The organism is Adonisia turfae CCMR0081, from assembly GCF_011009555.1.
Classification (GTDB): Bacteria; Cyanobacteriota; Cyanobacteriia; order Phormidesmidales; family Phormidesmidaceae; genus Leptothoe; species Leptothoe turfae.
The window spans coordinates 1490012-1514940 of sequence record NZ_QXHD01000004.1 but is presented as its reverse complement, the minus strand read 5'-3'; the positions used below and the strand labels follow the sequence as shown (position 1 = coordinate 1514940).

General features: G+C 44.0%; 25 protein-coding genes. 8 read left to right on the top strand and 17 right to left on the bottom strand.

The window, feature by feature from the left end; translation table 11 throughout:
* Positions 1-135: 135 nt before the first annotated feature.
* The 8 genes from DXZ20_RS10650 to DXZ20_RS10615 form a co-directional block, all read right to left on the bottom strand.
* Complete coding sequence (locus DXZ20_RS10650) at positions 136-1344, bottom strand: nucleotidyltransferase family protein (protein ID WP_163669989.1); 1209 nt, start codon at positions 1342-1344, stop codon at positions 136-138.
* 44 nt (positions 1345-1388) lie between these two features.
* On the bottom strand, positions 1389-3206 hold the full coding sequence (locus DXZ20_RS10645) for an ABC transporter ATP-binding protein (protein ID WP_431732037.1): 1818 nt from the start codon (positions 3204-3206) through the stop codon (positions 1389-1391).
* Between the two features lie 20 nt (positions 3207-3226).
* The gene (locus DXZ20_RS10640) at positions 3227-4105 is read right to left on the bottom strand and encodes a hypothetical protein (RefSeq protein ID WP_163669991.1); all 879 of its coding nucleotides are present in this window, start codon (positions 4103-4105) and stop codon (positions 3227-3229) included.
* A 430-nt stretch (positions 4106-4535) separates the two neighbouring features.
* On the bottom strand, positions 4536-4730 hold the full coding sequence (locus tag DXZ20_RS10635; protein WP_163698079.1) for a hypothetical protein: 195 nt from the start codon (positions 4728-4730) through the stop codon (positions 4536-4538).
* 124 nt (positions 4731-4854) lie between these two features.
* Complete coding sequence (locus tag DXZ20_RS10630; protein WP_163698077.1) at positions 4855-6873, bottom strand: lasso peptide isopeptide bond-forming cyclase; 2019 nt, start codon at positions 6871-6873, stop codon at positions 4855-4857.
* Positions 6870-7313, bottom strand: a complete 444-nt coding sequence (locus tag DXZ20_RS10625; RefSeq protein WP_163669998.1) for a lasso peptide biosynthesis B2 protein — start codon at positions 7311-7313, stop codon at positions 6870-6872. Before DXZ20_RS10625 ends, DXZ20_RS10630 begins: the two co-directional genes overlap by 4 nt.
* The gene (locus DXZ20_RS10620) at positions 7297-7605 is read right to left on the bottom strand and encodes a PqqD family peptide modification chaperone (protein ID WP_163670000.1); all 309 of its coding nucleotides are present in this window, start codon (positions 7603-7605) and stop codon (positions 7297-7299) included. Before DXZ20_RS10620 ends, DXZ20_RS10625 begins: the two co-directional genes overlap by 17 nt.
* Before the next feature lie 165 nt (positions 7606-7770).
* Positions 7771-8427, bottom strand: a complete 657-nt coding sequence (locus tag DXZ20_RS10615; protein ID WP_163698076.1) for a sugar transferase — start codon at positions 8425-8427, stop codon at positions 7771-7773.
* 509 nt (positions 8428-8936) lie between these two features.
* On the opposite strand from DXZ20_RS10615, the gene DXZ20_RS10610 reads away from it, so the two are divergent.
* The gene (locus DXZ20_RS10610; protein ID WP_163698074.1) at positions 8937-10112 is read left to right on the top strand and encodes a GumC domain-containing protein; all 1176 of its coding nucleotides are present in this window, start codon (positions 8937-8939) and stop codon (positions 10110-10112) included.
* Positions 10113-11043: 931 nt separating this feature from the next.
* The gene (locus DXZ20_RS10605) at positions 11044-11556 is read left to right on the top strand and encodes a PTPA-CTERM sorting domain-containing protein (protein ID WP_250565714.1); all 513 of its coding nucleotides are present in this window, start codon (positions 11044-11046) and stop codon (positions 11554-11556) included.
* A 341-nt stretch (positions 11557-11897) separates the two neighbouring features.
* Here the strand turns inward: DXZ20_RS10605 and DXZ20_RS10600 are convergent, their stop codons facing one another.
* From DXZ20_RS10600 to phnF, 5 genes are all read right to left on the bottom strand, one after another.
* Positions 11898-12254 (bottom strand): sulfite exporter TauE/SafE family protein, encoded by a 357-nt coding sequence (locus DXZ20_RS10600; protein ID WP_163670008.1) that lies wholly within the window; start codon positions 12252-12254, stop codon positions 11898-11900.
* A 22-nt stretch (positions 12255-12276) separates the two neighbouring features.
* Positions 12277-13116: a phosphonate ABC transporter, permease protein PhnE gene (gene phnE / locus DXZ20_RS10595; RefSeq protein WP_250565713.1), complete on the bottom strand. Its 840-nt coding sequence runs from the start codon at positions 13114-13116 to the stop codon at positions 12277-12279.
* Between the two features lie 161 nt (positions 13117-13277).
* Positions 13278-14345 carry a phosphonate ABC transporter substrate-binding protein gene (gene phnD, locus DXZ20_RS10590; RefSeq protein ID WP_163670010.1) on the bottom strand — a complete coding sequence of 356 codons (1068 nt, stop codon included), beginning with the start codon at positions 14343-14345 and terminating at the stop codon, positions 13278-13280.
* Positions 14346-14416: 71 nt separating this feature from the next.
* Complete coding sequence (gene phnC, locus DXZ20_RS10585) at positions 14417-15220, bottom strand: phosphonate ABC transporter ATP-binding protein (RefSeq protein ID WP_250565168.1); 804 nt, start codon at positions 15218-15220, stop codon at positions 14417-14419.
* A gap of 411 nt (positions 15221-15631) precedes the next feature.
* Entirely contained in the window at positions 15632-16354 is a 723-nt protein-coding gene (gene phnF / locus DXZ20_RS10580) for a phosphonate metabolism transcriptional regulator PhnF (protein WP_348918262.1), read from the bottom strand.
* 159 nt (positions 16355-16513) lie between these two features.
* On the opposite strand from phnF, the gene DXZ20_RS10575 reads away from it, so the two are divergent.
* Positions 16514-16729: a hypothetical protein gene (locus DXZ20_RS10575; RefSeq protein ID WP_250565712.1), complete on the top strand. Its 216-nt coding sequence runs from the start codon at positions 16514-16516 to the stop codon at positions 16727-16729.
* A gap of 97 nt (positions 16730-16826) precedes the next feature.
* On the opposite strand, the gene DXZ20_RS10570 is transcribed toward DXZ20_RS10575, so the two are convergent.
* Positions 16827-17258, bottom strand: coding sequence for an ester cyclase (locus tag DXZ20_RS10570; RefSeq protein ID WP_163698068.1), 432 nt, complete (start codon positions 17256-17258; stop codon positions 16827-16829).
* A 73-nt stretch (positions 17259-17331) separates the two neighbouring features.
* Here DXZ20_RS10570 and DXZ20_RS10565 point away from each other — a divergent pair, with 73 nt between their 5' ends.
* Positions 17332-17892 (top strand): TetR/AcrR family transcriptional regulator, encoded by a 561-nt coding sequence (locus DXZ20_RS10565; protein WP_163698066.1) that lies wholly within the window; start codon positions 17332-17334, stop codon positions 17890-17892.
* Between the two features lie 79 nt (positions 17893-17971).
* Entirely contained in the window at positions 17972-18526 is a 555-nt protein-coding gene (gene mug, locus DXZ20_RS10560) for a G/U mismatch-specific DNA glycosylase (protein ID WP_163670017.1), read from the top strand.
* A gap of 1 nt (position 18527) precedes the next feature.
* On the opposite strand, the gene DXZ20_RS10555 is transcribed toward mug, so the two are convergent.
* Positions 18528-19745, bottom strand: coding sequence for a winged helix-turn-helix domain-containing protein (locus tag DXZ20_RS10555; RefSeq protein WP_163698064.1), 1218 nt, complete (start codon positions 19743-19745; stop codon positions 18528-18530).
* A gap of 476 nt (positions 19746-20221) precedes the next feature.
* Positions 20222-21772: a magnesium-protoporphyrin IX monomethyl ester anaerobic oxidative cyclase gene (gene bchE, locus DXZ20_RS10550; protein ID WP_163698062.1), complete on the bottom strand. Its 1551-nt coding sequence runs from the start codon at positions 21770-21772 to the stop codon at positions 20222-20224.
* A gap of 258 nt (positions 21773-22030) precedes the next feature.
* Here bchE and DXZ20_RS10545 point away from each other — a divergent pair, with 258 nt between their 5' ends.
* The 3 genes from DXZ20_RS10545 to DXZ20_RS10535 all read left to right on the top strand — a co-directional run bounded on the left by DXZ20_RS10545 (position 22031) and on the right by DXZ20_RS10535 (position 24321).
* Positions 22031-23104: an AAA family ATPase gene (locus DXZ20_RS10545; RefSeq protein WP_163670026.1), complete on the top strand. Its 1074-nt coding sequence runs from the start codon at positions 22031-22033 to the stop codon at positions 23102-23104.
* 3 nt (positions 23105-23107) lie between these two features.
* The gene (locus DXZ20_RS10540) at positions 23108-23758 is read left to right on the top strand and encodes a DUF3226 domain-containing protein (protein WP_163698060.1); all 651 of its coding nucleotides are present in this window, start codon (positions 23108-23110) and stop codon (positions 23756-23758) included.
* Positions 23759-23988: 230 nt separating this feature from the next.
* The gene (locus tag DXZ20_RS10535; RefSeq protein ID WP_163698057.1) at positions 23989-24321 is read left to right on the top strand and encodes a pentapeptide repeat-containing protein; all 333 of its coding nucleotides are present in this window, start codon (positions 23989-23991) and stop codon (positions 24319-24321) included.
* 36 nt (positions 24322-24357) lie between these two features.
* Here the strand turns inward: DXZ20_RS10535 and DXZ20_RS10530 are convergent, their stop codons facing one another.
* Positions 24358-24903 (bottom strand): RDD family protein, encoded by a 546-nt coding sequence (locus DXZ20_RS10530; protein ID WP_163670030.1) that lies wholly within the window; start codon positions 24901-24903, stop codon positions 24358-24360.
* Positions 24904-24929 lie beyond the last annotated feature (26 nt).

The window sequence follows — 24929 nt, the reverse complement described above, 5'->3', positions numbered from 1 at the left end:
TTTGTTTAATCGCAACAAAAGCGATAGTCTTACTAATCAAGAAATAGGCATAACGTATTAATTATTTTCTCTGGTCATAAGGAGCTATCCGTAAAGTTCCTGACATTTTTCTACGTTGGCATGTCCGTATGGCCATTATTTGCTAAGTTGCATCACCCGGAAGGGTCGCAATAAATAATATATAAAGAATAAAGATTTAGGCAGCGATACTGTAGCGATATCTGCAAGAGTCGGCTGCATAAGCGTTAGGATAAATTTAATACGATTTTTCCACTGGCTCATAAGCCGCAGTTGATATGCAGCGTTGAGAAGATCTAACTTTGACTTAGAATTTATATTACTCTTTAGTATTATTTGTCGTTGTAATGCCTCAGCAAGTTTTTGAATAAAGGTACAATTCTGCAACGGCTGTTCAATCTGGTCGGGCAAAGTGAACCCATATAGTTGACGAATCAAACACAGTCCCAATAAAAGCCTAGGAAGCACATCCATCTGCTTTGATAGTTTCACTAGCTGATCCCAATCTAAATCAGGGTGGTTCTTGATCAAGATTGCAACATCAAAAAGCTTACCTAGATGATTCCAGCAATCTTCAACACCTTGTGCGCATAACACAAGTATCTGAACCTCTGGTGTCAAACCTAAGACTTGATGTCCTCCGATTTTAACCTGCTGAGTGTGCTCCCAAATCCATTGAGTGTTAAATAATGGGGAGAATTGCTTAGATAAAACTCCTTGATGAATATCAAGAAAAATACGATTTTTGGCATTCACTAAACTATACTCTTTTTGTGAGTTGAAATATAGTTCTTGGTCTTGAAAGCTAAGTTTAGTCAAACACTCTCTTTCTTCTTTCGCCATCAACAAATCACACGTATAACCATGATTTTTGGCAATATCTCTAAGTTTAAAAAAATCATGGGAATGTACTAGTAAATCTAGATCATAGAAGGTGCGCAATGATAAATCGCCATAGGCAACCATTGCGGTCATTGGCCCCTTAAATGTAATTGCATCAATCTGATGCTTTTTTAGGATATCTAAAAATCTAATGAGCTCTTGTAATAGAAAAAAGTTACGTTTAATATTTTTAAAGTGTAGTTGATGTAACTTTGGCAGGACAAAATCTGGCAGTTCCTGTGGGGATACTAGAGTAAGAGTCTTATGGAGTATGGGCAATACCCTATGAACCTGCGCCATTTTAATGACTTCATCCCAGTTTAAGCTGGTTTGTTGGATTAGCTGGTTAATCTCGCACGGGTCATCAATATTCAGATATACTCTGGCGCATTTTAGTAGAAATGAGATTTCTGGATTTAGCTCAGTTATTCTTAAAGTACTCACAGCTCTAAAGTAGTTAATTGAAAATCAAATAATAGATACTACCTCTACCAATAGTTTTTAGCTTGAATTTCAAATAAATGGGCGTAATTTCCCTGTTTCTCCATTAACTCTTGATGTGTACCGTTTTCTATGAGTTTGCCGTTGTCCATGACATAAATACGATCAGCCATTTTGACTGTAGACAAACGATGGGTAATTAAAATTGCTGACTGGTCTTGAATTAACTCACGAAACCTACTAAAAAGTTCGTACTCAGCCTTGGGGTCCATGGCACTGGTGGGTTCATCTAGAACAATCACCTGAGACTGACGTAAGAAAGCTCTGGCTAAGGCAACCTTCTGCCACTGACCAATACTAAGTTCTTCTCCACCCTGGAATAATTTGCCTAACATAGTGTCATACCCATGGGGTAACTGGGTAATGACCTCATGGGCTCCTGCATGTTTAGCAGCTTCGATAATAAGTTGATCGTCCAGCGGCAGCTGAACATTACCTAACCAAATGTTGTCTTGGGCTGAAAGATTATATTTAGCGTAGTCTTGAAAAATAACACTAATCTGTTGTCGCAAATGGGGAACATCGAGATCTCGCAGATCGATGCCATTCAGTGTGATTCGTCCTTCAGTCGGATCGTACAGGCGACATAATAATTTAATCAGTGTTGTCTTACCTGAACCGTTTTCTCCTACCAGAGCAATGGTTTCTCCAGGTTTGATATTGAAAGATATATCTTGAAGTGCTTGTCGAGACGTTCCTTCATACTGGAAATTAACGTTCTCAAACGTAATGCCCTGCGCTTTTACAGGGGGGCAGAATTTGGGCTGTGCTGGTGTCACAATCTGGGATTTTAAATCTAGAAATTCATATAGATTTGCTAGAAATAGATTGTCTTCATGCAGTCCGGAGAGTCCAGCAATAAATGATTTGAGCCCCTTTTGACCTCGCTGTAATGCCTGATGGTAAAGTACAAGATCCCCAAGCTTTAATATGCCCTGAAACGTTTGATAGAGGATAAAGGCATAAATTGCACCAACCATCACCCCTGCTATGACATTGGCAGCTAAAAACGAGAGTGAACGCCATGTCATTAGTTTGAGCTTGGCGTGGTAAATTTGCGATCGCAGCCCATTAAACCGCTGACTAAATAGGTCACCTAAGCCAAACAAGCGAATTTCTTTGGCAAACTGATCCCCTATCAACAACCAAGAAAGATACGCTGATTTCCGTTCGACAGGGGTCCAGGTACGCTGCCAAGCATATAATCTACGCGTATAGTGTAGCCGAACCAATACGGTTGGAATAATTGCAACTAATAAGGCGCTAGTGATACCCCAATGGAGGGTTAATAACAAACCCACCATGGCAACCAATAAAATACCGTTTTGGCCAACCAGCGCCAGCCGCTTTAGAATCTGATTAGGGCGATAAGTTGCTTCTTGCTGAGCCCGCTGTAATGTGTCGTGATAACGCGGGTTCTCATAATAGCTAAGATCAATCTCAATGGACTTAGCATGCAAAATACCCCGCATGTAGTCAGAGACCTTTTGAGATTGTGACGATGTGACTAGCTCTGAGAGTGAAGTTGCTATCATGCCAACCAGTAAGACCACAGCCAGTCCGATAAATAGCAATTTATTTTGACTGAAAAACTGTGGTGATGTGGTCAACTCAGATTGAGTTGTCACGACATCAACTAATAGCTTGATTAGATAGATTTGCAGCAGTGGCTGTAACCCCTGAATTACCAATAAGCTAAGTTTAGCCATGGTCCAGCCAGGGCTACTACGCCAAACCAGGCGCAAAGCTGGCATCAATCGCTGGGTTTTCTTAAAGAATGCCGCTAATGGCTTAGCAAATTGCACGGTAGGTTAACCCCTAGTGGTTAAATAGATGGTTCTTGCACATGTTCCTCTACCATTCGCACTAAATCCGGCAATTCTTCTAAACCAGGTTTCCGAGTAAACCGGTAGTATGACACTTGTTTAAGCAATTGGGTACATTGTTGAAAATGGACCTTTAAGGATTGGTTATCTCGCAGCACATCCATAGCACGGGTATGGCTCACCAAATATGCAAATGCATCCATGAAACCCAGGGGGATGATACTGTGGCTATCGCCTTTGGATAAAAGATAAATACTTTGTAATGGAAGTTGCTCTTGTTGAAATCCCGTTTGAAAGTGATAGGCCCGTTTAGAAGAGTGGGCGTAGAGAAATTCTAAGCTAGCCGGATCTTTACCCAATGCGCTGGCAGCTTGCGGAGTAAGCTTACATTGAGGAAACGATGGAACCACTATAGGATTCTCAATATCCTCTAAACTAATCGCCAAGACATCGTCGGTAATCACACTGTGGCCATGGGTATGCAGTGCTGCAGCCAGAGTGGATTTTCCCCAACCAGAATGCCCTAAAAAAGCGACTACGTTACCTTGTACTGCAACGCTGCTTGCATGTAGAACTAGGAACCCGCGCTGTCTTAGAATAACCGACATACAGCCCCCTAAAACATTGGGATCAATCATCTCATGGGTAACTCCCTCAAACGGAGTGATAGTAATAAACTTTCCATCTGAGATTCGACATTTTCCTATCCCTGCTAGTCGACCCCGAATATCCTGTGCTGGATTGCTCAAGTCAGGAGCAGGATGTTCTTTAGAATCCTTTAAACGGACAATGACATCTGGCTCACCGTTAGCACTAGGCAGTCCCGACAGCGGAATTTCTGAGTGGAGGCACAGCTGATAAGCAGAATAACAGTACATGATTTAGCAAAAATACGTCTATTTAGACGTGAGATACAGTTTTGCAACAAAGTGCCAGAATATTTTCTATTACAGATTAATGAGATACCTATTCACTATGTTTGCATCTACCAAAGTATGATGGAGAAGGGGGATCTAATAAGAATGCATTTCGAATCTATTCAATACATCGCTAAGGTTATAGGAGAGAATCTCCCATCGGCCTTTAACAAATATGAACAGCAAGAAATTTATCGCCTACTAGATCCTCCCAACAATTAGTCAGAAAGCTTAGCCTCAGAGGCTAAGCTTCGATGGAGATCTCCGAATCTATAGATTCAAAATCATCAATAGCTAATGGCTAACCATCCAGACCAATCAAATTGAAAAAGATTATGGCCTCTTCAACATCGATAGTTCCATGTTGGTTAGCTTTTGTAAGCTAACGCGATTAGATTGCACCTTCAACATCGATCTCGATATCTATAGAGCCCTGGCCTACAGCTTCAACTGGATCAGGCTGCTCGCCAGGTAGGTTAGATAGGATGAAGACATCCGCAAGATTGATAGAGCCATTAGCTTTAGTTAGTTTTTCTACACTACCGTAAGCTGTCAGGCTAGGCTGAGTATATGCTTTCTTAGTCATTGTAGGACCTCTAATTACATTAGTTGAGTTAACAGTTGGTGATACCCCCCTGGTTTGGACTTACAGTCAGGGATATATTTCCTAACCCGCCAAGATTAACGTTTGTCTTGACAAGCAAATGTCTTTACATACGCTGAAACCAAAGCGCTAGAACTGTTGCTCGCCACACCATAAAACAGTCCTGAGTGGTTGAACTCACTTTTTTCTTTGATTCAGGATACTGCTTTATTCGATGCCAAGCATTCTCCCAATCGTCAAGATTAACGTATCTAAGTACAGAGTAACTGTACTTATTAAGTACTTGCTCAAATAATGGGCGATTAATATTGAGTAACCCATTTACAAAATTAGCAGTCATATTAGCTTTATCACCCCGCCATTGGACTGCTGGGGGTAATATATCATTCAGGCCTTGACGCATAATCATCCGCCCAAATCCTCTCCTGAATTTTTGGTCAGATGGAACAGCTAGACAGAATTCAACTAACCGACGATCTAAAAATGGGTGGCGTGCCTCTAATCCAAAGGCGGCTGCACAACGATCCACTGCCTCAAGGTTCACAGCCATTACACCTCCTGTCATTGACTGCCAGTGCTCCTGCCGCACCGTTCCTGGAGAAACCGGTTTAGGAGTGTATCTCCGAACTCGTTCCTTTAGATGAATCTGTTCTGCAAAATCAGCGTTTATTATTTCTCTTGCCTTACCTAAATTATCGACTGACTTCTTTGGCGTTCGATCAAGTTTGTGTAAAACCTTGTTGAAAATTGGCTTAATACCTTGTCGAATTAGTAAACTACGCCGTGAGTATTGAAAGCGATGGTGAATGTAATTAACCGCTTTAAGAAAGCCGAACCACTGTCCTTGCGTACTTAGCTGCCTCAAAGCTGGCAACCCATAATACGTCAGCATGTAGTTAACAGAAAATTTATAATTTTTGCTGGCAACTTCTATAGCTTCTGCAAATTCTGACCATTTTTGCTGCAATGCTAACTCTCGTAACCGATCTAGGCCATGGGATACGACGGAATCTCCGTCAAAGCCGTCAAAAACGATGCGTACATCTTCTTCATGGGCCGCCTGATTTAAGCGCCAGGGATAATGATGACTGGGACCTAAGATTGGCTCATCTTCATAGTTCCAAATCTGCTCCACATCCGTTAAAGGGCCAAATGCATCGGCATGAATGTAGTGGGGGGTATAACCACCCTGTTTTAGGACTTCATCAATATAGGAACGTTCATCACATTCTTTGACCGTGTCAAAAATGTTTGAAAACGTATGAAGTGTTTCTCCTGTTGTTTCACTTAGGATTTTACGGGCTACACAGCTAACAGAAGAAGAGTCTAAACCACCACTGAGATGGGAACCAACTGAGAAAGCACTTCTTAGGCGGCACCTGACCGCTTCAATAAAAATCTCACGGAAAGCTTCTGCATAGGCATCATCTGATTCTAGTTTTAACTCATAGTTTGAATCGAGTTGCCAATAGGTCTCAACTCTAATGCCTGAAGCGTCTGCCCATAGTCTGGAGGCAGGGGGCAACCGAAAAATATTCTCAAAGGTAGTAACTACCTTATCCTCGAACATCAGGGCTAGATAGTCGGCAATACGCACCTCATTAATTTGTTGAGGAATCCAGTCTAGGCAAAGCAATCCTTTAATCTCTGATGCAAATGCAAACGTGTTACTTTCTTGATGAAAATAATAAAACGGCTTCACACCTAAATGGTCGCGGGCACAGAATAGCTGCTGCTTTTGTCCGTCCCAAATGCCAAAAGCAAAATCCCCTAGTAAATGTTCAGGGCAATCACTCCCCCATTTTTCATAGGCTGCCAAGATAAACTCACTATCAGTCACCTTTTCTAAAGGTCGATCGGGTAAGGTCAGAACCTGGGCTAGTTCATCTCGGTTATCAATGCGAGCATCTGCAGTGATAGTTAAATCACCCTTAACTAAAGGTAGCTGTTCATGGAGTGATTCTAGCGTTGTCCATAGCATGCAATGGCCAAGACCGATGGATTCTCGATACCAGGTGTCAGATCCGTCAGGTCCGCGATGGTCCAAGATATCTACCATCTGATGCAGATCACTGGATTCCACTAGACGTTGATCGAGATGGTAAATCCCTACAATGCCACTCATTGCTTCGCTCCTACAGCAGAAAGCGGTTTAAATTGACTCAAGTTATGTAGACCACCAACAATGACTCGTCCTTTGTATTCAATCCAAGCATGGGCAGTCAAATTACCGTTTTCACTCTTGGCAACACCAATGTGGAATTGGTGCGTATACCCGTAGCGAGTTAAGAGTAGCTGGGTTGTTAATGCCCGCACTAAACACATTGCCCCGCCTGGGGTATAGCGACTGGCAATATCAACACTCCAGACAATCTTTCCTACGGAAACAGGGGAAGTCAAGTTATGGCATACCCACACAGAAGCAAGGCGCGATATTCTTTGCCTGACCATATTGAAAGGCAACAACCACAGAGCCAATCGAATTCCATTAAGCAACAGACATGCGTAGAGTAAAACTCGTCGCTCAACTCCTGAAAGTCTTAGGAGATTATTCAACTGTTTCATCACTCACCTCAATCAGGTGGGCATGCTGCATTTCTGAGAGAATTGTATTTAGATCATGCTCGCAAATGTCGGGTTGTACGTCATATTCTGCCAGTAAGTGCTCAAGTATACTGGCGAATGTACATGGCTTTTGAATAAATTCCCAAACACTTGCGCCTACTTCGTTCAGGCCATAATACATGCCTGACTCTAAGTTTAGAATCACCGCTTCACCACCTAATTCAGAGGCAATTTGGTTCTGTGCAGGTGAGATCATTGATGTTGGCGATATTTTTAATGTTTGAGAAGTCATAAAAACCTCAATATAGACAAGTTGTTAACGTTGAAATAGGAAAGCGTTATATAAGGACTGCAGCTTAAACTCGCGAGAAAACGTTCATGTTTTCATGACTATTGAGCTTTATTCAGTTAGAAATGGGCACTTTTGCCTTGATTGAACGGTCTCAAATAGTGAGTGTTAGTATGCTCCCTGTCTGTTAAAAACAACAGCGAACGTTTGCAAGATTAGTAGAAGATCATAAGTTATTGACCATTTTCTCTGATAATTGAGATCCATCCGCACAATTTCGTCAAAGTTTTCTACATTAGAGCGTCCATAAACTTGCCACTCACCCGTAATGCCGGGTTTGACATTCAACCGCTGGAAATGGTATCTAGAATACTGTTCGACTTCCTCAAAGGTAGGCGGACGGGTGCCGACCAGGCTCATATCGCCTTTTAATACATTAAAGAACTGTGGCAGTTCGTCCAAGCTTGTTTTTCTTAAAAATTGTCCTACACGAGTGATTCTAGGATCATTCCGATTTTTGAAGATGTGTCCAGCAGCTTCATTCTTGACCAGGTGCTTCATGCTATCTGCATTCGTCACCATCGAACGGAATTTCCAAATCTTAAACTGCCTACCCTTTAATCCACATCGTTGTTGATTATAAAAAATGGGACCAGCGGAATCTAAGCGAATTGCTATTACTATTGGCAAAAATAAGATAGAGGTAATCGTTAAACCCAGCAAAGCACCAACTATATCTATAAGGCGCTTACGTTTACTACGCACTGAAGGATGCGTCGCAGGTGTAACTACCTGTGGGGTAGGGGAGTATGTCGAGAGTCGCATAACGCAAAAAGCTATTTGGGTGCAACGGGAGAGATCGGTATACTTTCAAAATCCAAAGGGCTTCTGTTTGAGTCAAGATGTTCAGCGTCAACAGAAACCCTTAGTGCATCTAATAAGCGAATAACTTGCGTGCTATATCTCATGTTTGAGCTGTTTCAACCTTCCAGATAAGGCGTTCTTATCTGGAAAAAAACACCTGCTTCATGTAAGCTTTGTTAACTTCATGGAGTGCTTACATTGTTTGCAGTGTTTTTACACTGAACAGTCTATTTCTATGGGTAAACAACAGTATGCTGATTTTGTTGGCTGATTTATCAAGGTTATTAGTTTGAATGTCATCGTTTACAGTTTGAGTTTTATAGCTCAGGACGAAATCACACTGTAATTTTGCCGAATAGATGGCGTTAACTATTCCTATAGCCATGGTTTTTTGTGTAAATCCCCGGACATTTGCTTAAAACCTTGTAGAAGTCTGTAAGCCAAGCCATGTTGTTTCTGTCTTCGTTGGTATGACTTCTTTCTGTAACACACCACAACCCACCAAGCCCTGGCAGCAGCTAATCGCTGATTGTCTAGGAGATGAAACGCTCTACCAACGTCAAGATGGCGATCTGGACTCTGATATATCTACGTCTGATAAATCTGATCAGGTTTATTGGGTAGATGACTTATCGGTTCCTGCTCCACCATCTTCGCCTTGGCAATATCATACAGCCTTAGCCATTGGTGCAACGGTGGTATGCTCTGCCGGAGCCCTGATGCAACATACGGAAACAGGTTTTTGGCATCCGCCAGAGGATTCTGCTTCAAACGACAACACAGCAACTGTAACAGACGCAGAGTCTGCCGCCGCTGAAGCTGACGTGTCTACACCGCCGATTGCCAGCCCACAAGCGTCATCGAGTGTGGCGTTTAGTTCTGGTGCTGGTGAGCGGGATACTACTTGCAAAGACAGTACTTGTAAGGGGCTTGAGTTTATTGATCAACAAGTGCCTCAAATTCAAGAGCAAGTTCGTGCACTGAGATCAGAAATGCAGATGTTTCAAGCGAAGCATACAACGCAGAATCTGCAAACACATCGCACAGTCTTGGCGTATCGTAGTAGCGATCTCTCCCATAGACAGGCTGAGTTAACGGTGCGATCGCAACAGCTACAGCAAAAGCTTTCTAACGTTACCTCTATCTTGGCTTTAGACTCAGATGAAGTTAACTATATCAGCCATCTGCTAGTAACAGACCGCGTATATCAAGAGCAACTGCAACAACTTAAAGCATTAGAAACCGACATCGCTGTTGAATTCAGCAATCCTGACTTAGACAACACTCAGCTTGGGGAGCTTTATGCAGCCTACTACCAACTTGAAGGTCAGCTACGTCAGACTGCTCAAGTTATCTTGGCAGATTATGCCTATGTAGCAAGTCTACAGTCTCCCGATCCACTATGGCAGGAAGCTGCCTATGAAGCGCCTTTACAGGAGCTAATGGACATATCCCACCACCAGCAAATGTTGGTGATAGAGCAACAGACACTGGATCAAATTGCCAAAAAACTAACTGAGCGACGTACTGAACTAGCTACCCTGCTAAGACAATATGCTGTCATGCAACGTGAGTTGGATGGTCACAATCAGGTGCTTCAACAGTATGTTGCTGAACGTCAAGAACTCACAAGTGAGCTTACTTAGACAAACATGTGTTAGGAAACAATAAATGAGGTTATAGACCCCATTTATTGGCGAGAACGGAGCTTCCCTTTATGTGGAAGCTCCGTTTTTTTGTATTAAGTGCCCCTACAGGATGGTCCATGTAATCAGTGTTAATGAATTTGGATTTGACATCAGGAGTCAGGATCTAGAATCTCACTGCCTCCTGGTTCCGGACTGCCATTTGTTTGAAAAACGTCCTTTAAACTACCACTCTGTTCTTTTCGTATTGAGAATTTATGCCCCATGAAAATAAAAAATGTCTATATCATGTTTTGAGTCATGTTTTGATATCTGGTATTTCCTAAAAGTAATCAGATTTTTTAGGGATAAGAATGTGATTTTAGTTGGCAATTCAGTACATCAAAAAAACAAAGATAACTAATAATTAAAGTCGACAAAAAGTAAATATCAAGAATTGTAGTGAAAGAGGGTAAAGATAAAACCTATACATAATAAACCTAGCTTTAATGCCTGGTATTGTAGCCTTTGAAGACACAAGTCGACTTATTGTACAGTTCTAGGAACGATTGACGGCAGGAACCTCAAGTAAGAAAATAACCCTTAGATGACTTTAAATTATGTCAGGCTCTGGGTCATTCATCCTTGACTTTGTCTAGATGAAAAGTCTATTTGCTAAGACAATGCTGGAGGTTTTCGATTTCTGTTAAGTTTTGATGGTGGCAAGACATTTCAATTCTTATCCTTCTGAAATTTATAAAAGATTTCGAATAAAGAGGTTGAGATAAGACTATCAGGTTTAATTTTCATTAATCTAGTAAAAACTCAACCTAGCTTGAGAAATCGCACATATTTGATGTGTAGCCCTAATTAGGGTATTTGTTTCAAACTGTCTGCCATCTGAGGGTCTTTCATTTTATGGTTTTGTTGTTCTTCTTGTTGCTTGATGATTATGTTCAAAAGATTTTCTTGTGTGATCCTGGGAGCTTTAGCAGCCTCCCTCACTGCATCAGTTGAGCCAGCCCAAGCGTTTAGGCTCAGTTCTGGTAGCTCCAATAGTTTTACAACGCCCAGTGCTTCTAACTCCTTCAGTTCTTCAACTGGCAGCTTCGGTCAATCAGCATACGGTGGTAGCTCTTCAAACTATATCTCTCAAGGAGGATCGACTGCATCCAAGGGAGATGCAAATTCTTGGGCAGAGATCCTGGCATTCATGATGATGCTGTACTTCGTAGCAGAAGGATTAGATACTACTGGTGGAGGCAATAAAACTGTTGTCATAGATAAAGAAATAGAGCGACCTGGCAAGCCCAGCAAGCCTGGTAATCCTGGCAAGCCTGGCAACCCTGGCAACCCTGGTAATCCCCCCACTCCTGTGCCTACACCAGCTCTCTTACCTGGTCTCATCGGTATGGGGGTCGCAGCCTGTCGTAAACGGAATCTAACGTCGGCTAATCAAGCTTAAATAGCTTAGAGTTGAACCCATACGATAAATGTATTTGAGTATCAGCTTGAGCAGAGGGGTAGCCAAACCCCTGTAATTAGCCTCTAGATTAAGGGGGAGAAACTTGAATAGGCATATTCAAGGCTGATCTAAGCCTTATTAACAACATATTAAAAAGAACAATATCTCTAATTCTTCTGAGATATTGTTCTTTCTTGCAAACTAGTTCTATGGTAAACCGAGACCATTAAATGGTGATATTGTGATTTTTGTGGCCGTTCTGATGGTCGAACAGGTGTCCAGTCTGACTCGCAAGAGAATCATTGAGCGAAAAAATAGCAAATGATCACAGGACCCAATCTCTAGCGAATAGTCATGCGGAGACCAACCAAAATTAATGAGATGCCAAACAGCCTGCGTAGAAACTGTTCCGGTAAATCAACAGCAAACTTAGCCCCAATTAAACCACCTAATACAAACCCAAGACAGATGAGGGTCGCGGCTCTAATATCCACATATCCCTGTTGAAAGTAGGTCCAGGCTCCCAATAAACCAATGGGAGGCACCAGCAAAGCGAGGGTAGTACCCTGGGCACTGTGTTGCGAAAAACCAAACCAATAAATAAGAGCAGGGGTAATGAGTACACCGCCACCAATACCGATGAGACCGCTCAGGGTCCCTACCGCAAGGCCTAATCCTAGATATAGAAACAGGGCCATACAGCTTTCCTGCTAGAACTTGCTAAATGAGACGCTGACGAATTCTAGCAGATATGGTGTCAATTAAAGCGACAGCCACGATGAGAATCAGCAAAATAGCGGAGACTTTTCCGTATTTGAAGGCTCGAAAACTTTGATAGAGTGATACACCAATACCCCCTGCACCGACAATTCCTAATACGGAAGCAGAGCGTACGTTAGCTTCAAAGCGATATAGGGTGAAGGAGGTCCACAGGGGAATAACTTGGGGAATCACACCAAAGATAATTTCCTGTAGCTTGGATGCTCCGGTTGCCCGAATGCCTTCTACTGGACCAGGCTCAATGGCTTCAATGGCTTCTGAGAACAATTTGCCCAGGGTGCCAGTGGTATGTACAAACAGCGCTAACACCCCTGCAAAAGGACCTAGACCTACAGCGACAACAAAGATTAGGGCAAAAACAACTTCATTAATGGCGCGCATGGCGTCCAGAAATCGCCGAATAATAAAGACCATCCACAGTGGCGCAACGTTTTCAGAAGCCATAACGGCTAAGGGCACGGCAATGATTGCGGCCATCAGGGTGCCCCAAATACCCATGCCAATGGTTTCTAGGATGTCTGATAGATAAAACTTCCAGTCGGTAAAGTCCGGGGGGAAATAGCGGCTGATATATTCCGCCATATTGCCAGTGCCTTCGGCTAGTTCGATAAGGCTAATGTCGCTCTTTTGGGCGGCATAGATCAAGACTGCGATCGCAATCAACAGCCACACAATCCGTAGGGGGGTAACCAGCTTCTTTTCCTCAGCCAACACCCGCATGACTTCAGTTGACACATTACCGTCATCACGAGTTTGGGACGTAACCACCGACTTAGCCATATTTAAAAACGTCAATAATGAACCGCTGCCACGTCTAAAATGCCAATTTCTTTGTAGAAAACACTACAGGTTTTGACTGAGACGTGGTTAAAAAACACGAGCAGCCCAGGGGCTGCCTATGGTATCAGTTTTAGCTCAATGAGCTCTCAGGTAAGAAGAACTTACTTAAGCGCCTCAAGCTTCTTGTTAAGTTCGTCAAGCTTGGTCTGCTTGTCAGCATCGCTCAGGTTCTCATCATTTTGAACTTCCAACAGATCCTTAGCAATCTGCAATTCACGAATAGTGTTCCAATCTTCATCCTTTGCAGAATCTAGACCAGACCACTGTAGACCTTCTAGAACTTCAGCATTGTCATAGTTGATAAAGAAATCCTTCATGGAATCCTTTAAACAATCGGGCAGGTCCTTACGATAAGCAAGAGGATCGCTAGGAATGACAGGAGACGTCCAAATAATCTGAATCTTTTCAAGGGCATCGGGAGCCGTCTCTTCTAAACGAGCCAAGTTTTCGTTGTTGTTAGTGGCAACATCCACCTGGTTCTCAGCTATAGCCAAAGCAGTTGCTTCGTGGCTACCAGCAAAGACAAGCTCGCTAAAAATTTTGTCGGCATTAGCACCCTGTTGAGCAAATACATAGTAAGTGGGCACTAAGAAACCAGAGGTGGAATTGGGATCGTTAAAAGCAAACGTAAGGTCAGCAGCATTCTCAACCACATACTTGTCACCGTCACCCGCTTCTAGATCAATTTCACCAACAATAGGATTCTCTACGTTAGTGATCAGGTGAGAGTAATAACCTTTGGAACCATCAATCGCTACAGTCTGAACAAATGCTTCCGCTTCGGAACGCTCAGCCGCCTCAATGTAGGACTTACCACCGTACCAAGCAACCTGTACCTTACCCGCACCCATGCCTTCAATTACACCAGCATAGTCAGTGGCGTAGAAGCCCTTTACAGGACGGCCGATGGCCTCAGACATATCAGTCAAGAGTGGTTCCCATTGAGGCTTAAGATTGTCGGCAGACTCCGTGGAGATAATACCAAACTCAATTTCTTTAATATCAGCTGCACAAATGCCGCCTTCAGTCACAGAAGTGGCTGCATCTTCTGCAGCATCAGTTGCTGTATCAACACCTCCACCAGCACCGCTACAAGCAGCCAAAGAACTAACCATCATGGTAGAAGCTGCAAATAACGATGCGAATCGACGCAAGGAAATAGTAGACATGATTCCGTGTTCCTTTGATCTTATCCGTTTTTGTAACCGTGTGTGTGCGAACCCCAGATAATGAGCAGTTGTCAGCTTGCAAACACCTCGCTGTGACCGCTCATTACCAACTCTTCAACCGCCGATCCATAGATACTGTTGAGGCGAGCCGCATCTAGATCAACTGTATAACCGTCAAAACAAACCTCTCCCTGGCGTAGCGCGAGAGAACGCTCGAAATAGCGCTGCACGACCTGCACCTGGTGCAGCGAGGTCACTATTGTGATGCCTTGTTCTCTATTTAGACTGGTCAGTAGTTCCATAACCTTACGGGCTGAGTCTGGGTCTAAAGACGCAATCGGCTCATCTGCCAAAATAATTTTGGCCCCCTGCATTAGGCAGCGGGCAATGGCCACACGCTGCTGCTGGCCACCGGATAACGTCGATGCTCGCTTATGAGCCTGGTCTAAAATACCAACCCGCTCTAGGGCCGACAACGCTCGCACTTTCTCCACCCTAGTGAAATTGTGACTTACGGAGCGCCATAGGGACACTTGAGACAAATTTCCCACCAGAACATTTTCTAGAGCCGTCAGCCGGTTGACTAGATTGAACTGTTGAAAGATAAATCCCATTTGGCTACGAATCTGGCGAGCTTTGGAATGGAGTTCGCCCTCTATCTGTAAGATATTTCCAAAAATTTCTACTCGCCCTGCATCCGCCTGCTGTAGACCATTGAGATTACGCAGTAATGTGGACTTACCAGAACCCGATGCGCCTACGAGAGCAATCATTTCACCCGTGTGCACCCGCATGTTGACATTCTGCAAAGCAGGTTTCCCCTTAAACGCTTTTGATACCCCCATTACCTGCACAGCAATCTGAGGGGATATCATATTCGAGTTCATTTCTGCGACTGATTGCATTGCCTCTCCGCCGAATTAAATTATTTATTTGTCAGATGATACCCATTTAGGAAAACGCCCTAAGCCACTTTTAACAAGGGTTTGACACAGCCTTGGAAATCCTTAGACCCAAAGGCATTCATTCCACTAAACCACTAAGCCAAACCTATCAATGCCAAATTCATAGACATTGACATGTATAGACATCTATAACTAGCAATGTTCAATGTCATTGTCATCGCTAGCAGCTTAAGAGATAAACCAAGGTAAGTTAAAATTTAGATAAAGTCAGGTTAAGGGTTAAGGGCACAGAAGCTGTTAGTAATCCTCTGTAATCCCTTTTTTTGTAAGGGGTTGATGTTGGCTGAGGTTCTTAATCTCTGGCATGTGTCCGCTGCGTTTTTACACGTCGTGTTCCATGACCAGTTCCATGCGATCTCCTCGGAAGCGGGTCACACCATACTCAATGACGGTACCGCCAGCTTGATCAGCGTTAATGGATTCTGATAACAAAATAGGGCTATTGGCAGGCATTTTAAGAAGTCTTGCATCCCGAGGGCGAGCCACCCGCGCAGAGATGCGTGTGGACCGACGCAGGTGGTCACAGTTATATTCTTTAAGCAGCATCTGGGAAATAGAACGATAGTTTTCGCAGTAGGTAGCTAGCTCTGGAAATCGTTCGCCAGGAAAATAACTGCTGCTGATGTTGATCGGTAGATTGTCAATCAGACCGAGACGCTCGTATAAGATCACTGAGGCTCCCAGCTCCAGTTCAAGATGCTTCGCTAATTTTGGATCAGCTTTCATGTCAACGATTCTAAGCACCTGCCAGGAGGGTGTTAACGCTTGAGCCTTGAGGGCCTCGTTAAAGCGAACGCGCTTGCCAATGGGTAGAGCAATGGGCGCTACTACAAATGTGCCGCGACCACGTTCTACATCGACTAATCCTTCTTGACGGAGGACTTCTACGGCGCGGCGTAGGGTGTGGCGATGGACTCCGAACCGCTTACTAAGTTCTAGTTCTGTGGGTAGTTGATCGCCGACATTAAACACCGATTCTTCGATGTTACGGCGTAGTTCGTCAGCAATTTGAAGATAAAGAGGCAAGGCGTCTTGGCGCATCATTCCTTTTGTCGTTACCCACAGTTTAACCCGCTTTTAACCTATCTAATTTTTAGCTGTATTAGGGTTAACAGGGAGTTATGTTTTGCACACTACCTTAAGGGTTGCCTTAAGAAAAGTACGTCAAGTTCTACAGCGGACTGCTTTGTTGTTGAGCCTGACATGGGAATGCCCTTTATTCTCGTTATTCTAGACGGTTTGCGCTTTGGTGTGAGCCAGACCTCCATGGGATATCTGGCTCACTTGCTGGAAGCCAGACAGGCCAGTCTCCATAAGTTGAAAGCGGAGTTGCCAACGGTATCTCGGTTACTCTGTGAGGTGTTATTGACTGGGATGCCTGTATCCATCAGCAGTATTACGGCCAATGAGGTGGTCTGACTGTCCCACCCAAAAAGTGTTTTTCATTTGGCGATAATCAAATCAATGATATGGGTTACGTTCAGGTCCGCAACAGCTTGCCATCATCCAATTAGACTTAAGCTGAAACCAAACCAAGCTGCTGCATAACTTCTAACAAATTGCACTCGTACCACCACTCTACAATTTTGCCATCTGCAATCTGAAGCAAAGTGAAATCATTCACTTTGACAGACTTACCTGTTGGGGGCATGCCTAAAAAGTTGCCTGTATGGGTTCCCTGAATGGTTGTGCGGTATACAACCTTGTCATTTTCAGCGACTATATCCCCCATACGTTGATAGATGTCGGGGAACCCTTGAAAAAGGATCTCGTTAAATGCCTTATTGGCGTCCAACCCGACAATTGGCTCCGCTGCACTATTGAAGTGATAGACAACATCTGCACTCATTAACTCATCCCATACCCCACGCCAATCAGATTGGATACCCCATCCATCTTGGGCAAAGCGGAGTGCGATCGCTTTATTTTTTTCAATTAAAGTAGTCATGCTCATTACTTCCATACGGCAACGTATGGATATAGATTAATGTCGTATCTAAAAAACGTCAATACGCTACCGTATGGAAAAGGAAAATAAATCGTCCAAGTTGACTCGCCAAGATTGGATCAATCAAGGCCTCCAGACACTTGCAGAAAGCGGAGTGGAGACAGTCCGCGTTGAACCCCTTGCCAAGTGCATGGGGGTAACAAAAGGGAGCTTTTACTGGCACTTCAAAAATCGAGACGTGTTTTTAGAAGCTATCTTGCAGGAATGGGTCAATGGTCAAACCAGTCGCATCATTGAACAGGTTGAAACGATTGGGGGCGATGCAACAACAAAACTGCTTTACCTATTTGAGTTAGCTGTTCAGGATGATGGTCGAGTAGAGAATGCTATTCGGGCTTGGGCAACGGGTGATTCCAAAATTACTACCGTTCTTGTCGAAGTGGATCAACAACGCTTGGAGTATACAAAAGACTTATTTTTAGAAGTTGGATTTGAACCGTTTGAGGCCATGGTACGTGCTCGCATGGTTTATTACGCGCTAGTGGGCGAATTTACAATCGGGGCTCGCAGCGATCACGCTGAACGATTAGCTGAAATACGACTTCAGCATGCCATTCTTACAAAAAAAGCATGAGTATTACTCGTGCGTTAGTTCATCGGCACCCTACCCTCATACGCTATTAGTAGCGGCAGTTCGACTCACTATTACTTCCATGCCTTCTTTCCCAAAACCCACAAAAGCTGAAATTCAGGCGGCCTACGGTAAAACTGTTCCCGATATCATTGCTCCCAATCTAAATGTGCTCTTTTGTGGAATTAATCCCAGCATTTACAGTGCTGCAGTGGGGTATCATTTTGCCCGTCCAGGTAATCGCCTTTGGAAAACACTCCATGCTGCAGGGTTCACCCCTCGACTGTTTCATCCGTCAGAGGATCGAGAGCTGCTATCCCTGGGACTGGGTATGACGAACATTGGTGAACGCGCTACAGCTAGGGCTGACGAACTCTCCAAAGAAGAGTTATTGGCAGGGCGGCAAACCCTTGAGCAAAAGATCAGACACTATCAGCCCAAGGTGTTGGCTATTCTGGGTATCACAGCCTATCGCACGGCGTTTCATCAGCCTAAGGCTGTCATTGGGCGGCAGGCCCATGGGTTACATGGCGCTATCCTGTGGGTGTTGCCTAATCCGAGTGGTCTCAACGCCCATTATCAGGTTAATGACCTGGCACGGGTATATGCTGAAATGAAACAATTTAGCGATGGCTGATTTAGGGGATGACCCCGTCTAGCGCCGTTGTTATGGATTGAGTGAGATGTTTTGGGTGGGCTTTAGTCAAAGCCACGGAGTCACATTGTTGAAAATGACAGAATTGTATGATGGCGTCTACAAATGCAGCAATGACTAAATCTTCATCAAAATTATGTTGTTCCAAATGGAGTAATTTGATTTCTAAATGGCTGTTTTTTCGATGGGCTTTACAATCCATCCGTCCAATAAATTCATCGCGGTAAAGGAGTGGCAGGCAAAAGTAACCATACTGACGTTTGGCTGCGGGGACATAACATTCTAACCGGTAATCATATTGAAACAGTGCTTTGAGCCGTTCTCGCTGAATGACACTATTGTCAAATGGCGAGAGAATCAACATGCGGTTGTTCAATCGGGGAAGAGAGCGTTCGAAGGCACCTGTTTCTAATAAAAATACTTCGCCACTGCTCACTTGTACTTGTTCTAACGTGTGCTCTGCCAACCTTGTGTTTACCAAAGCTTTTACAGCCTTGCGTAGGTCAGCATTGCGGCGCTGATAGGTCAGTCCTTTGAGTGAAACCAACCCATGGCAGCGCAACTGTTGATCGACAATATGCGTCGCAAATTCTTCCATGCTGGGCATTTGTGAATTTACGTGAGATGGCAGCACCCGCTCGGTCAGGTCATAGGTTTTCTGGAAACCTTTGCGATCGCTGACCATGAGGTCGCCTTCCATATACAACTGTTCGAGTGCTTTTTTAGCAGGCTTCCAGTCCCACCAACCTGCACGTTTTTGGGTGTTAGTTTCTATATCTCGGGAGCGTAGCGGGCCATCTGAACGTATGCGGGCCAACAGTTCACCCATGAGCTTTGTATCACGGTTTCTATACCAATGGGTTTGGCCGCTTTTTATGGCGTGTTTGTAGGGTAAGGAGAAGCGAAAATCGGCGATGGGGAGAAAAGCTGCTGCATGTGCCCAATATTCAAAAATGTCTCCATTGAGCAACAGTTGATTGGTCATGGAGGGCTTAAACTCAGGCACCCTAGAGTGGAAAACATGATGGTGTGCTCGTTCTACCACCGATATGGTGTCGATCTGTACATAACCGAGGTGGTTAATGGCTTTACGTGCCCCTGCCAAACCACGTCCATAGGGTTGAGCTTGCAGCAAACCTTGTGCAGCCAGGGCAAGGCGGCGTAAACGCGCCTGCTCTTGTGGATGTTTAATTTCAATCATGGCCATACTTGCCGCATAACGGCAGAGTTGTGCGGCTGTGAAGCACCTTTCAAGCTTAGCCGATATTTTCGCTCAGACAGCATCAACGCCATGTTCGGGGGCAAAACCTCTGGCGGGGGCTGCCATGATTTCAGCTGGAACTTCCGACTTCTACCGATCCCTCAACGCTATTCACCCTGAGCGATCCACCGATATTGAATGGGGCCTTGGCCAATGACCAACCGTTGACAAAACATAACCTTAGCTAGGTGGCAGACCCCGCCCCCCACCGAGTGCACTTGTCGTTAACGCTACGGGCGATCGGGATATTGCGACAAGCGACCGCCGAGATTTGTTGGAACTGATGAGATTTGACCAGTCGTTATTAAAACTCAACTGGATGCTATGAGCGACAACGTTTGGGGACTTGTTGCAATTTGGGATACCTGCACTGCACTCAGCCCAAAAGGTTCATCAATAGACTAGTTGAGTTGTGTTCAAGAACGGACCTTAGAGCTTGCTTGCTCAATAGGCATTGTATGCTTCATTGGCTGATAGGACATGCGTAGTGGAATTTCTTGATGGTCTTGCGGCACACCCCAAAATTCTCTTAATGTTGGTCCATTTATTATGCGAGAGTCGTGAAATAGAAAGTTCCAAAATTCATGGACTATAACCCGTCGCCCCATGCGGGTAAACCAATTCATGCCATGCCGTGCAGCTCGATCTGGCTGCAGAAATGATCTCCATAACGCCTTAGGGCGAGCCTGCAGAACTATTTCAATAAATTTCACCCACAGAAAGATACGCCAGGGAGGCATGTAGCGAGTTTCTAATACCTGATGTTTATAGTCCCACTTACGTTGATCGGGTTGGATAATTCGCCTCTCAGAAGCTATTCGATAATATCCAGTCCAGCGATGGGGTGTAACATATAACGACATAAGTTGGTCAGGATCGTACCAGAGTAGCTGTTTGAGCGAACGAATAAAGTCATAGTCAGTAACCTCCTCAAAATCAGTCACCCATGTAGCTAGAGAAAGAATGCCATGCTGTCGAAGGAGACGAATGGCTTCACGATCAGTGCTAGTTTTACTGCCTTTACGAATTGCCTTGAGTGTGACTTCATCGGTATTTTCCATACCCAGGAGAAATCGCTCAACGCCTGCCTGACGGTACAAATGCAGGATATCCGCATCTCGTACAATATCGTCTGCACGGGTTGAACCGATAATACTGATCTGTAGATTTTCAGCAATAATAGCTTCACACAGTTCACGCCAGATGGCTTTGTTTACTGTTGGGTTTTCGTCGGCCAAGTTAAATAGTTCTACGCCATGGGTTCGATGAAGCCAGGCAATTTCCTTTGCAAATTTCTTTGGGTTACGATGTCGCCAACGAGCCCAGAAGCCTCGCTGTCCACAGTAGTTACATAGGTGTGGGCAGCCTCGGGAAAACTGTATAACGACAGCTTGCTTACCGCCATAGTAGCTATAGTTCTTCAGGTCGACTAATTCCCAGCCGATGCGATAGGCATCAAGATCTTGGATCATAAGAGCAGGGAGTGTTTCAATGATCTGATTATTACGACGGAAGGCAATACCTTCTACGTTAGCAAGATCATTCGCCTCTTCAATAGCCGCCATCAGCTTAGGAACAGTGGCTTCACCCTCACCTCGAACAATCACGTCAATCTGAGATTCTTGGGTGAGTATGTCGTGGAAGTGATATGTGGGAAAGACTCCACCGTAAACAATCGTGAGGGAGGGCAACTCTTGCCGAAAGCGAAGAGTAAGATCAACAACAATTGGGTGGGCTGAGGTTGAGCCTGAGTGACCAATAAGCAGTACCTGTGGACTGTGAGTAACAACTTGCTGAACAATTTCATCATTAGAAAGTGGGCCAAGTTCAGCGTCAAGCAACGTAACGTCATGACCAGCGTCCAATAATGCTCCACCGACACACAATAGTCCCAGAGGGGGCAGTTGCTCCCGTGGAATACGACTGCCAATGGCGGGGTGCGGTGGATTCACGATGAGAATACGCATAAACTCTCTGCACTGTGGCTACCCCGAAAGCATAGCGATTGGTCGGGCGGCAAAGTGCAGCAGATGCAGCTAACGGCAGAGTTATGCGGCGGTCAGTACCCTAGCCTCGAAATCAGTAACCCTTGCACCGCCGCACCAACCTAGTGTTAGCCTTCTTGATGTGCAAAAGCATTATGACATTATTCAGATTCGCTACTGTGAAGCTACGTTGTCCCTTATAATGAAGGTGTATACCATAACTTCAACAAACTGTCAAACATGCTGAGGTCACTGAGAATTGAAAATTTTCGTTGTTTTCGAAGATTTGAGCTTCAGCAGCTTGGCAAATTAAACTTGCTCGTTGGCACTAATAATAGCGGTAAAACTTCTATCTTAGAGGCTGTGCAGCTTCTTTATTCTCAATCTAATCTTGAATCATTGCGAGAAGTAATGATCGGTCGTGGTGAATATATTTTTAGTGATGAACGGGGCGGTAATCGTGAGCTAGATGTTCGTCACCTTTTCCATAATCATGAAATTGATGTAGGCAGCAAGTTTTCAATACTCAGCAATACTCATAGCAATGAAGAAGGCGTCACGGTATCTGTAGAAAATTCAGGCCAAATGAGTCTATTTGAAGATCTACGAGAGCTTGTATTAGTTATTGAGTGGTTGGGACAGGAAAATGAGAGCATTAAACTGCCCTTATCCTCTAGAGAAGGTTTGCCGTTAGATTACATAAGACGTGTTCGCAAAGATTTAAAGAAATTAGGATCAAGAACCCAATTTATAACGTCTTCCTCCTTGACCAGTGAGAAAATGGTTGAGTTATTTGATCAGGTTGTTTTGACTCCAGAGGAGGAGCTTGTTACAGAAGTACTCCAGATAATTGAGCCAAGTATTAATCGTATTGCTTCAGTTGGTTCTGAAAAGTATAGATATCCTGGTGATTCACGTAGTGGGTTTGTTGTCAGGCTCACTAATGAAGACCAACGCATACCGATTGGTAGTATGGGGGATGGAATATGGCGAATGCTTGGCCTTACGTTAGCTATTGTTAATGCAAGGAATGGTGTTTTATTAGTCGATGAAATTGATACTGGATTCCACTTTAGTGCAATGTCTGATATGTGGAAATTAATATGGAAAACAGCTAAAAGGCTTAATGTGCAAGTTTTTGCCACAACTCACAATAGTGATTGTTGGACGAGTCTTGCTGCAATGGCAAATTCCGAAAACGTGATTGAAGAGGGAATTACAATTCAGAGGATTGAGAAAGATAAGCCAAAGAGTATTGTATTTACGGAACGACAAGTTGTAATCGCTGCTGAACGTGGAATTGAGGTGCGATAGGGCATGGCTGACATTTACCCCAACGTTCTTCTTGTCGAGGGAAAACAAGATCGTTTCGTAATCCCAGAACTAATCGAAGCCAATGGTGTGAATTGGGGAACTCGGACAAGACCGGTTGTTTTTATTCGTGATTATGACGGTTATCAAAATTTAGTCGATCCAGACTTAATCTCGACAGAGCTACAAGCCTCTGGGCTTTCGGCGCTCGGCATTATGATTGATGCTGATGATAATCCTATAGGACGTTGGCAAAGTATTAGAAATGCAAGCTTAACCAGTATTCCTGATATTCCAGACGTCTTACCTGAAGATGGATTACTCCACACTACTTCTAGTGGAATTAAGTTTGGAATTTGGATAATGCCTGATAACAGGATGCGCGGCATGTTGGAAACCTTCTTAACTTATATGATTCCAACAGACAGTGAAACACTCTGGCAGTTTGCCCAGGTAGTAACCAACGAGGCTAAAGGTAAAGGTGCTGTATTTACAGATCCTCATCTCGATAAAGCTAATATCTACACCTGGTTAGCTTGGCAGGATCCTCCAGGGAGACAGCTACATCAAGCAATTATGGAACGCATTTTGCATCCCAATCATCCTAATGCCCAGAGGTTTGTAACCTGGTTCAAAACTTTGTATGGCTTGATTTAAGGGTTTTTATTGCAGAACATTAAAGCATTTTCAATAAAAGGTAATATCTGTGTGTGTCGCGACTGAAAAATTCAGTATAGTTAACCTTTGAACACAGTAAAAACTGGTGCAAGCGGCTAAAAAAGAATACATATACATATATTATCCGTAAAAGTGTTAAATTTTGGGACCTACCCCTTGAAGCTCGTCTAATGTAAGGATTACACTGTCTCCAATTTGTAGAGGAAGCTATGAAGCTGTTCCGAGTTTTACTCACTACAGCCATTATCCTTCTAGTACTTCAGGCTGAAACACCCCTGAGAGTCGTTGCCTTAAGGGCGACTAAAAATTGTTCCGGCTGTCGGTTAAAAGGAGTACGCATTCAGCATGCGGATTTGACTGGTGCGGATTTGAGTAATGCGGATCTCAGATGGGCACAGCTGGATTCCGTCAATCTTAACCACGCAAATTTACAAGGGGCAAATTTGCGCCATGCCCGTCTCTACAATGTGACCACTAAAGGTACAAATTTTTGTGGGGCTGTCTTGATGGATGCAGTCAAAGGCTATTGCAGTCAGCCATAATGCGAAAGACCAAAGCTTTGAGCCCCAGATCATCTATCATTCTGGATCCTGCGGACGCATCACTCGCGAATACATTAACGCCAGACCAAATGCATAGTAATACTTGAGTTGAATTTCAGCTGTACCGATGGGTTCTGCTTGAGCATTAACAACACAGGTGCCGGCAATTCGATCACGTAAGGATTGGCGATCGTCATCAACGCTGGACCATAACAAATCAAACAACAGATTAAACGGGCCAAATGCCCATAATAATAAACGAAAGGTCATGCGAAACATGGAGGGGCGTCCACCACGCAGATTAATGATCCGGGCACCCATCAGCCGATAACCCACCGTGCGAATGCGTGATGATTTGAGAGTCGTTAAGTAAGCCCACACTATACCAAAATAGAGCAACCCCATTGACCCGTTGCGGTTACCAACGATTGGTATCAAAAAAATGGCAAATAACACATATACGATGATCAGCACTGCCAAGTCGATAAGCAAAATGGCAATGCGACGCATCATACCAACATAATCATCCGGGGCGAAATAAACACCCATGCCAAGGGAAGTATCGTGGTTATGGGTTGTCATGGTGTGTCGCCTCCCTTAACTAGTGA

What these genes read in the sequence shown, in the direction of transcription:
- phnD (WP_163670010.1), bottom strand. Translation starts at nt 14,345, where the DNA reads ATGTCTACTATTTCCTTGCGTCGATTCGCATCGTTATTTGCAGCTTCT.
- phnC (WP_250565168.1), bottom strand. Translation starts at nt 15,220, where the DNA reads ATGATATCCCCTCAGATTGCTGTGCAGGTAATGGGGGTATCAAAAGCG.
- DXZ20_RS10605 (WP_250565714.1), top strand. Translation starts at nt 11,044, where the DNA reads ATGTTCAAAAGATTTTCTTGTGTGATCCTGGGAGCTTTAGCAGCCTCC.
- DXZ20_RS10555 (WP_163698064.1), bottom strand. Translation starts at nt 19,745, where the DNA reads ATGATTGAAATTAAACATCCACAAGAGCAGGCGCGTTTACGCCGCCTT.
- DXZ20_RS10540 (WP_163698060.1), top strand. Translation starts at nt 23,108, where the DNA reads ATGGCTGACATTTACCCCAACGTTCTTCTTGTCGAGGGAAAACAAGAT.
- mug (WP_163670017.1), top strand. Translation starts at nt 17,972, where the DNA reads ATGCCTTCTTTCCCAAAACCCACAAAAGCTGAAATTCAGGCGGCCTAC.
- DXZ20_RS10635 (WP_163698079.1), bottom strand. Translation starts at nt 4,730, where the DNA reads ATGACTAAGAAAGCATATACTCAGCCTAGCCTGACAGCTTACGGTAGT.
- DXZ20_RS10530 (WP_163670030.1), bottom strand. Translation starts at nt 24,903, where the DNA reads ATGACAACCCATAACCACGATACTTCCCTTGGCATGGGTGTTTATTTC.
- DXZ20_RS10570 (WP_163698068.1), bottom strand. Translation starts at nt 17,258, where the DNA reads ATGACTACTTTAATTGAAAAAAATAAAGCGATCGCACTCCGCTTTGCC.
- DXZ20_RS10640 (WP_163669991.1), bottom strand. Translation starts at nt 4,105, where the DNA reads ATGTACTGTTATTCTGCTTATCAGCTGTGCCTCCACTCAGAAATTCCG.
- DXZ20_RS10610 (WP_163698074.1), top strand. Translation starts at nt 8,937, where the DNA reads ATGACTTCTTTCTGTAACACACCACAACCCACCAAGCCCTGGCAGCAG.
- DXZ20_RS10575 (WP_250565712.1), top strand. Translation starts at nt 16,514, where the DNA reads ATGGGAATGCCCTTTATTCTCGTTATTCTAGACGGTTTGCGCTTTGGT.
- DXZ20_RS10630 (WP_163698077.1), bottom strand. Translation starts at nt 6,873, where the DNA reads ATGAGTGGCATTGTAGGGATTTACCATCTCGATCAACGTCTAGTGGAA.
- DXZ20_RS10545 (WP_163670026.1), top strand. Translation starts at nt 22,031, where the DNA reads ATGCTGAGGTCACTGAGAATTGAAAATTTTCGTTGTTTTCGAAGATTT.
- DXZ20_RS10535 (WP_163698057.1), top strand. Translation starts at nt 23,989, where the DNA reads ATGAAGCTGTTCCGAGTTTTACTCACTACAGCCATTATCCTTCTAGTA.
- bchE (WP_163698062.1), bottom strand. Translation starts at nt 21,772, where the DNA reads ATGCGTATTCTCATCGTGAATCCACCGCACCCCGCCATTGGCAGTCGT.
- DXZ20_RS10620 (WP_163670000.1), bottom strand. Translation starts at nt 7,605, where the DNA reads ATGACTTCTCAAACATTAAAAATATCGCCAACATCAATGATCTCACCT.
- DXZ20_RS10615 (WP_163698076.1), bottom strand. Translation starts at nt 8,427, where the DNA reads ATGCGACTCTCGACATACTCCCCTACCCCACAGGTAGTTACACCTGCG.
- DXZ20_RS10600 (WP_163670008.1), bottom strand. Translation starts at nt 12,254, where the DNA reads ATGGCCCTGTTTCTATATCTAGGATTAGGCCTTGCGGTAGGGACCCTG.
- phnE (WP_250565713.1), bottom strand. Translation starts at nt 13,116, where the DNA reads ATGGCTAAGTCGGTGGTTACGTCCCAAACTCGTGATGACGGTAATGTG.
- DXZ20_RS10565 (WP_163698066.1), top strand. Translation starts at nt 17,332, where the DNA reads ATGGAAAAGGAAAATAAATCGTCCAAGTTGACTCGCCAAGATTGGATC.
- DXZ20_RS10625 (WP_163669998.1), bottom strand. Translation starts at nt 7,313, where the DNA reads ATGAAACAGTTGAATAATCTCCTAAGACTTTCAGGAGTTGAGCGACGA.
- phnF (WP_348918262.1), bottom strand. Translation starts at nt 16,354, where the DNA reads ATGATGCGCCAAGACGCCTTGCCTCTTTATCTTCAAATTGCTGACGAA.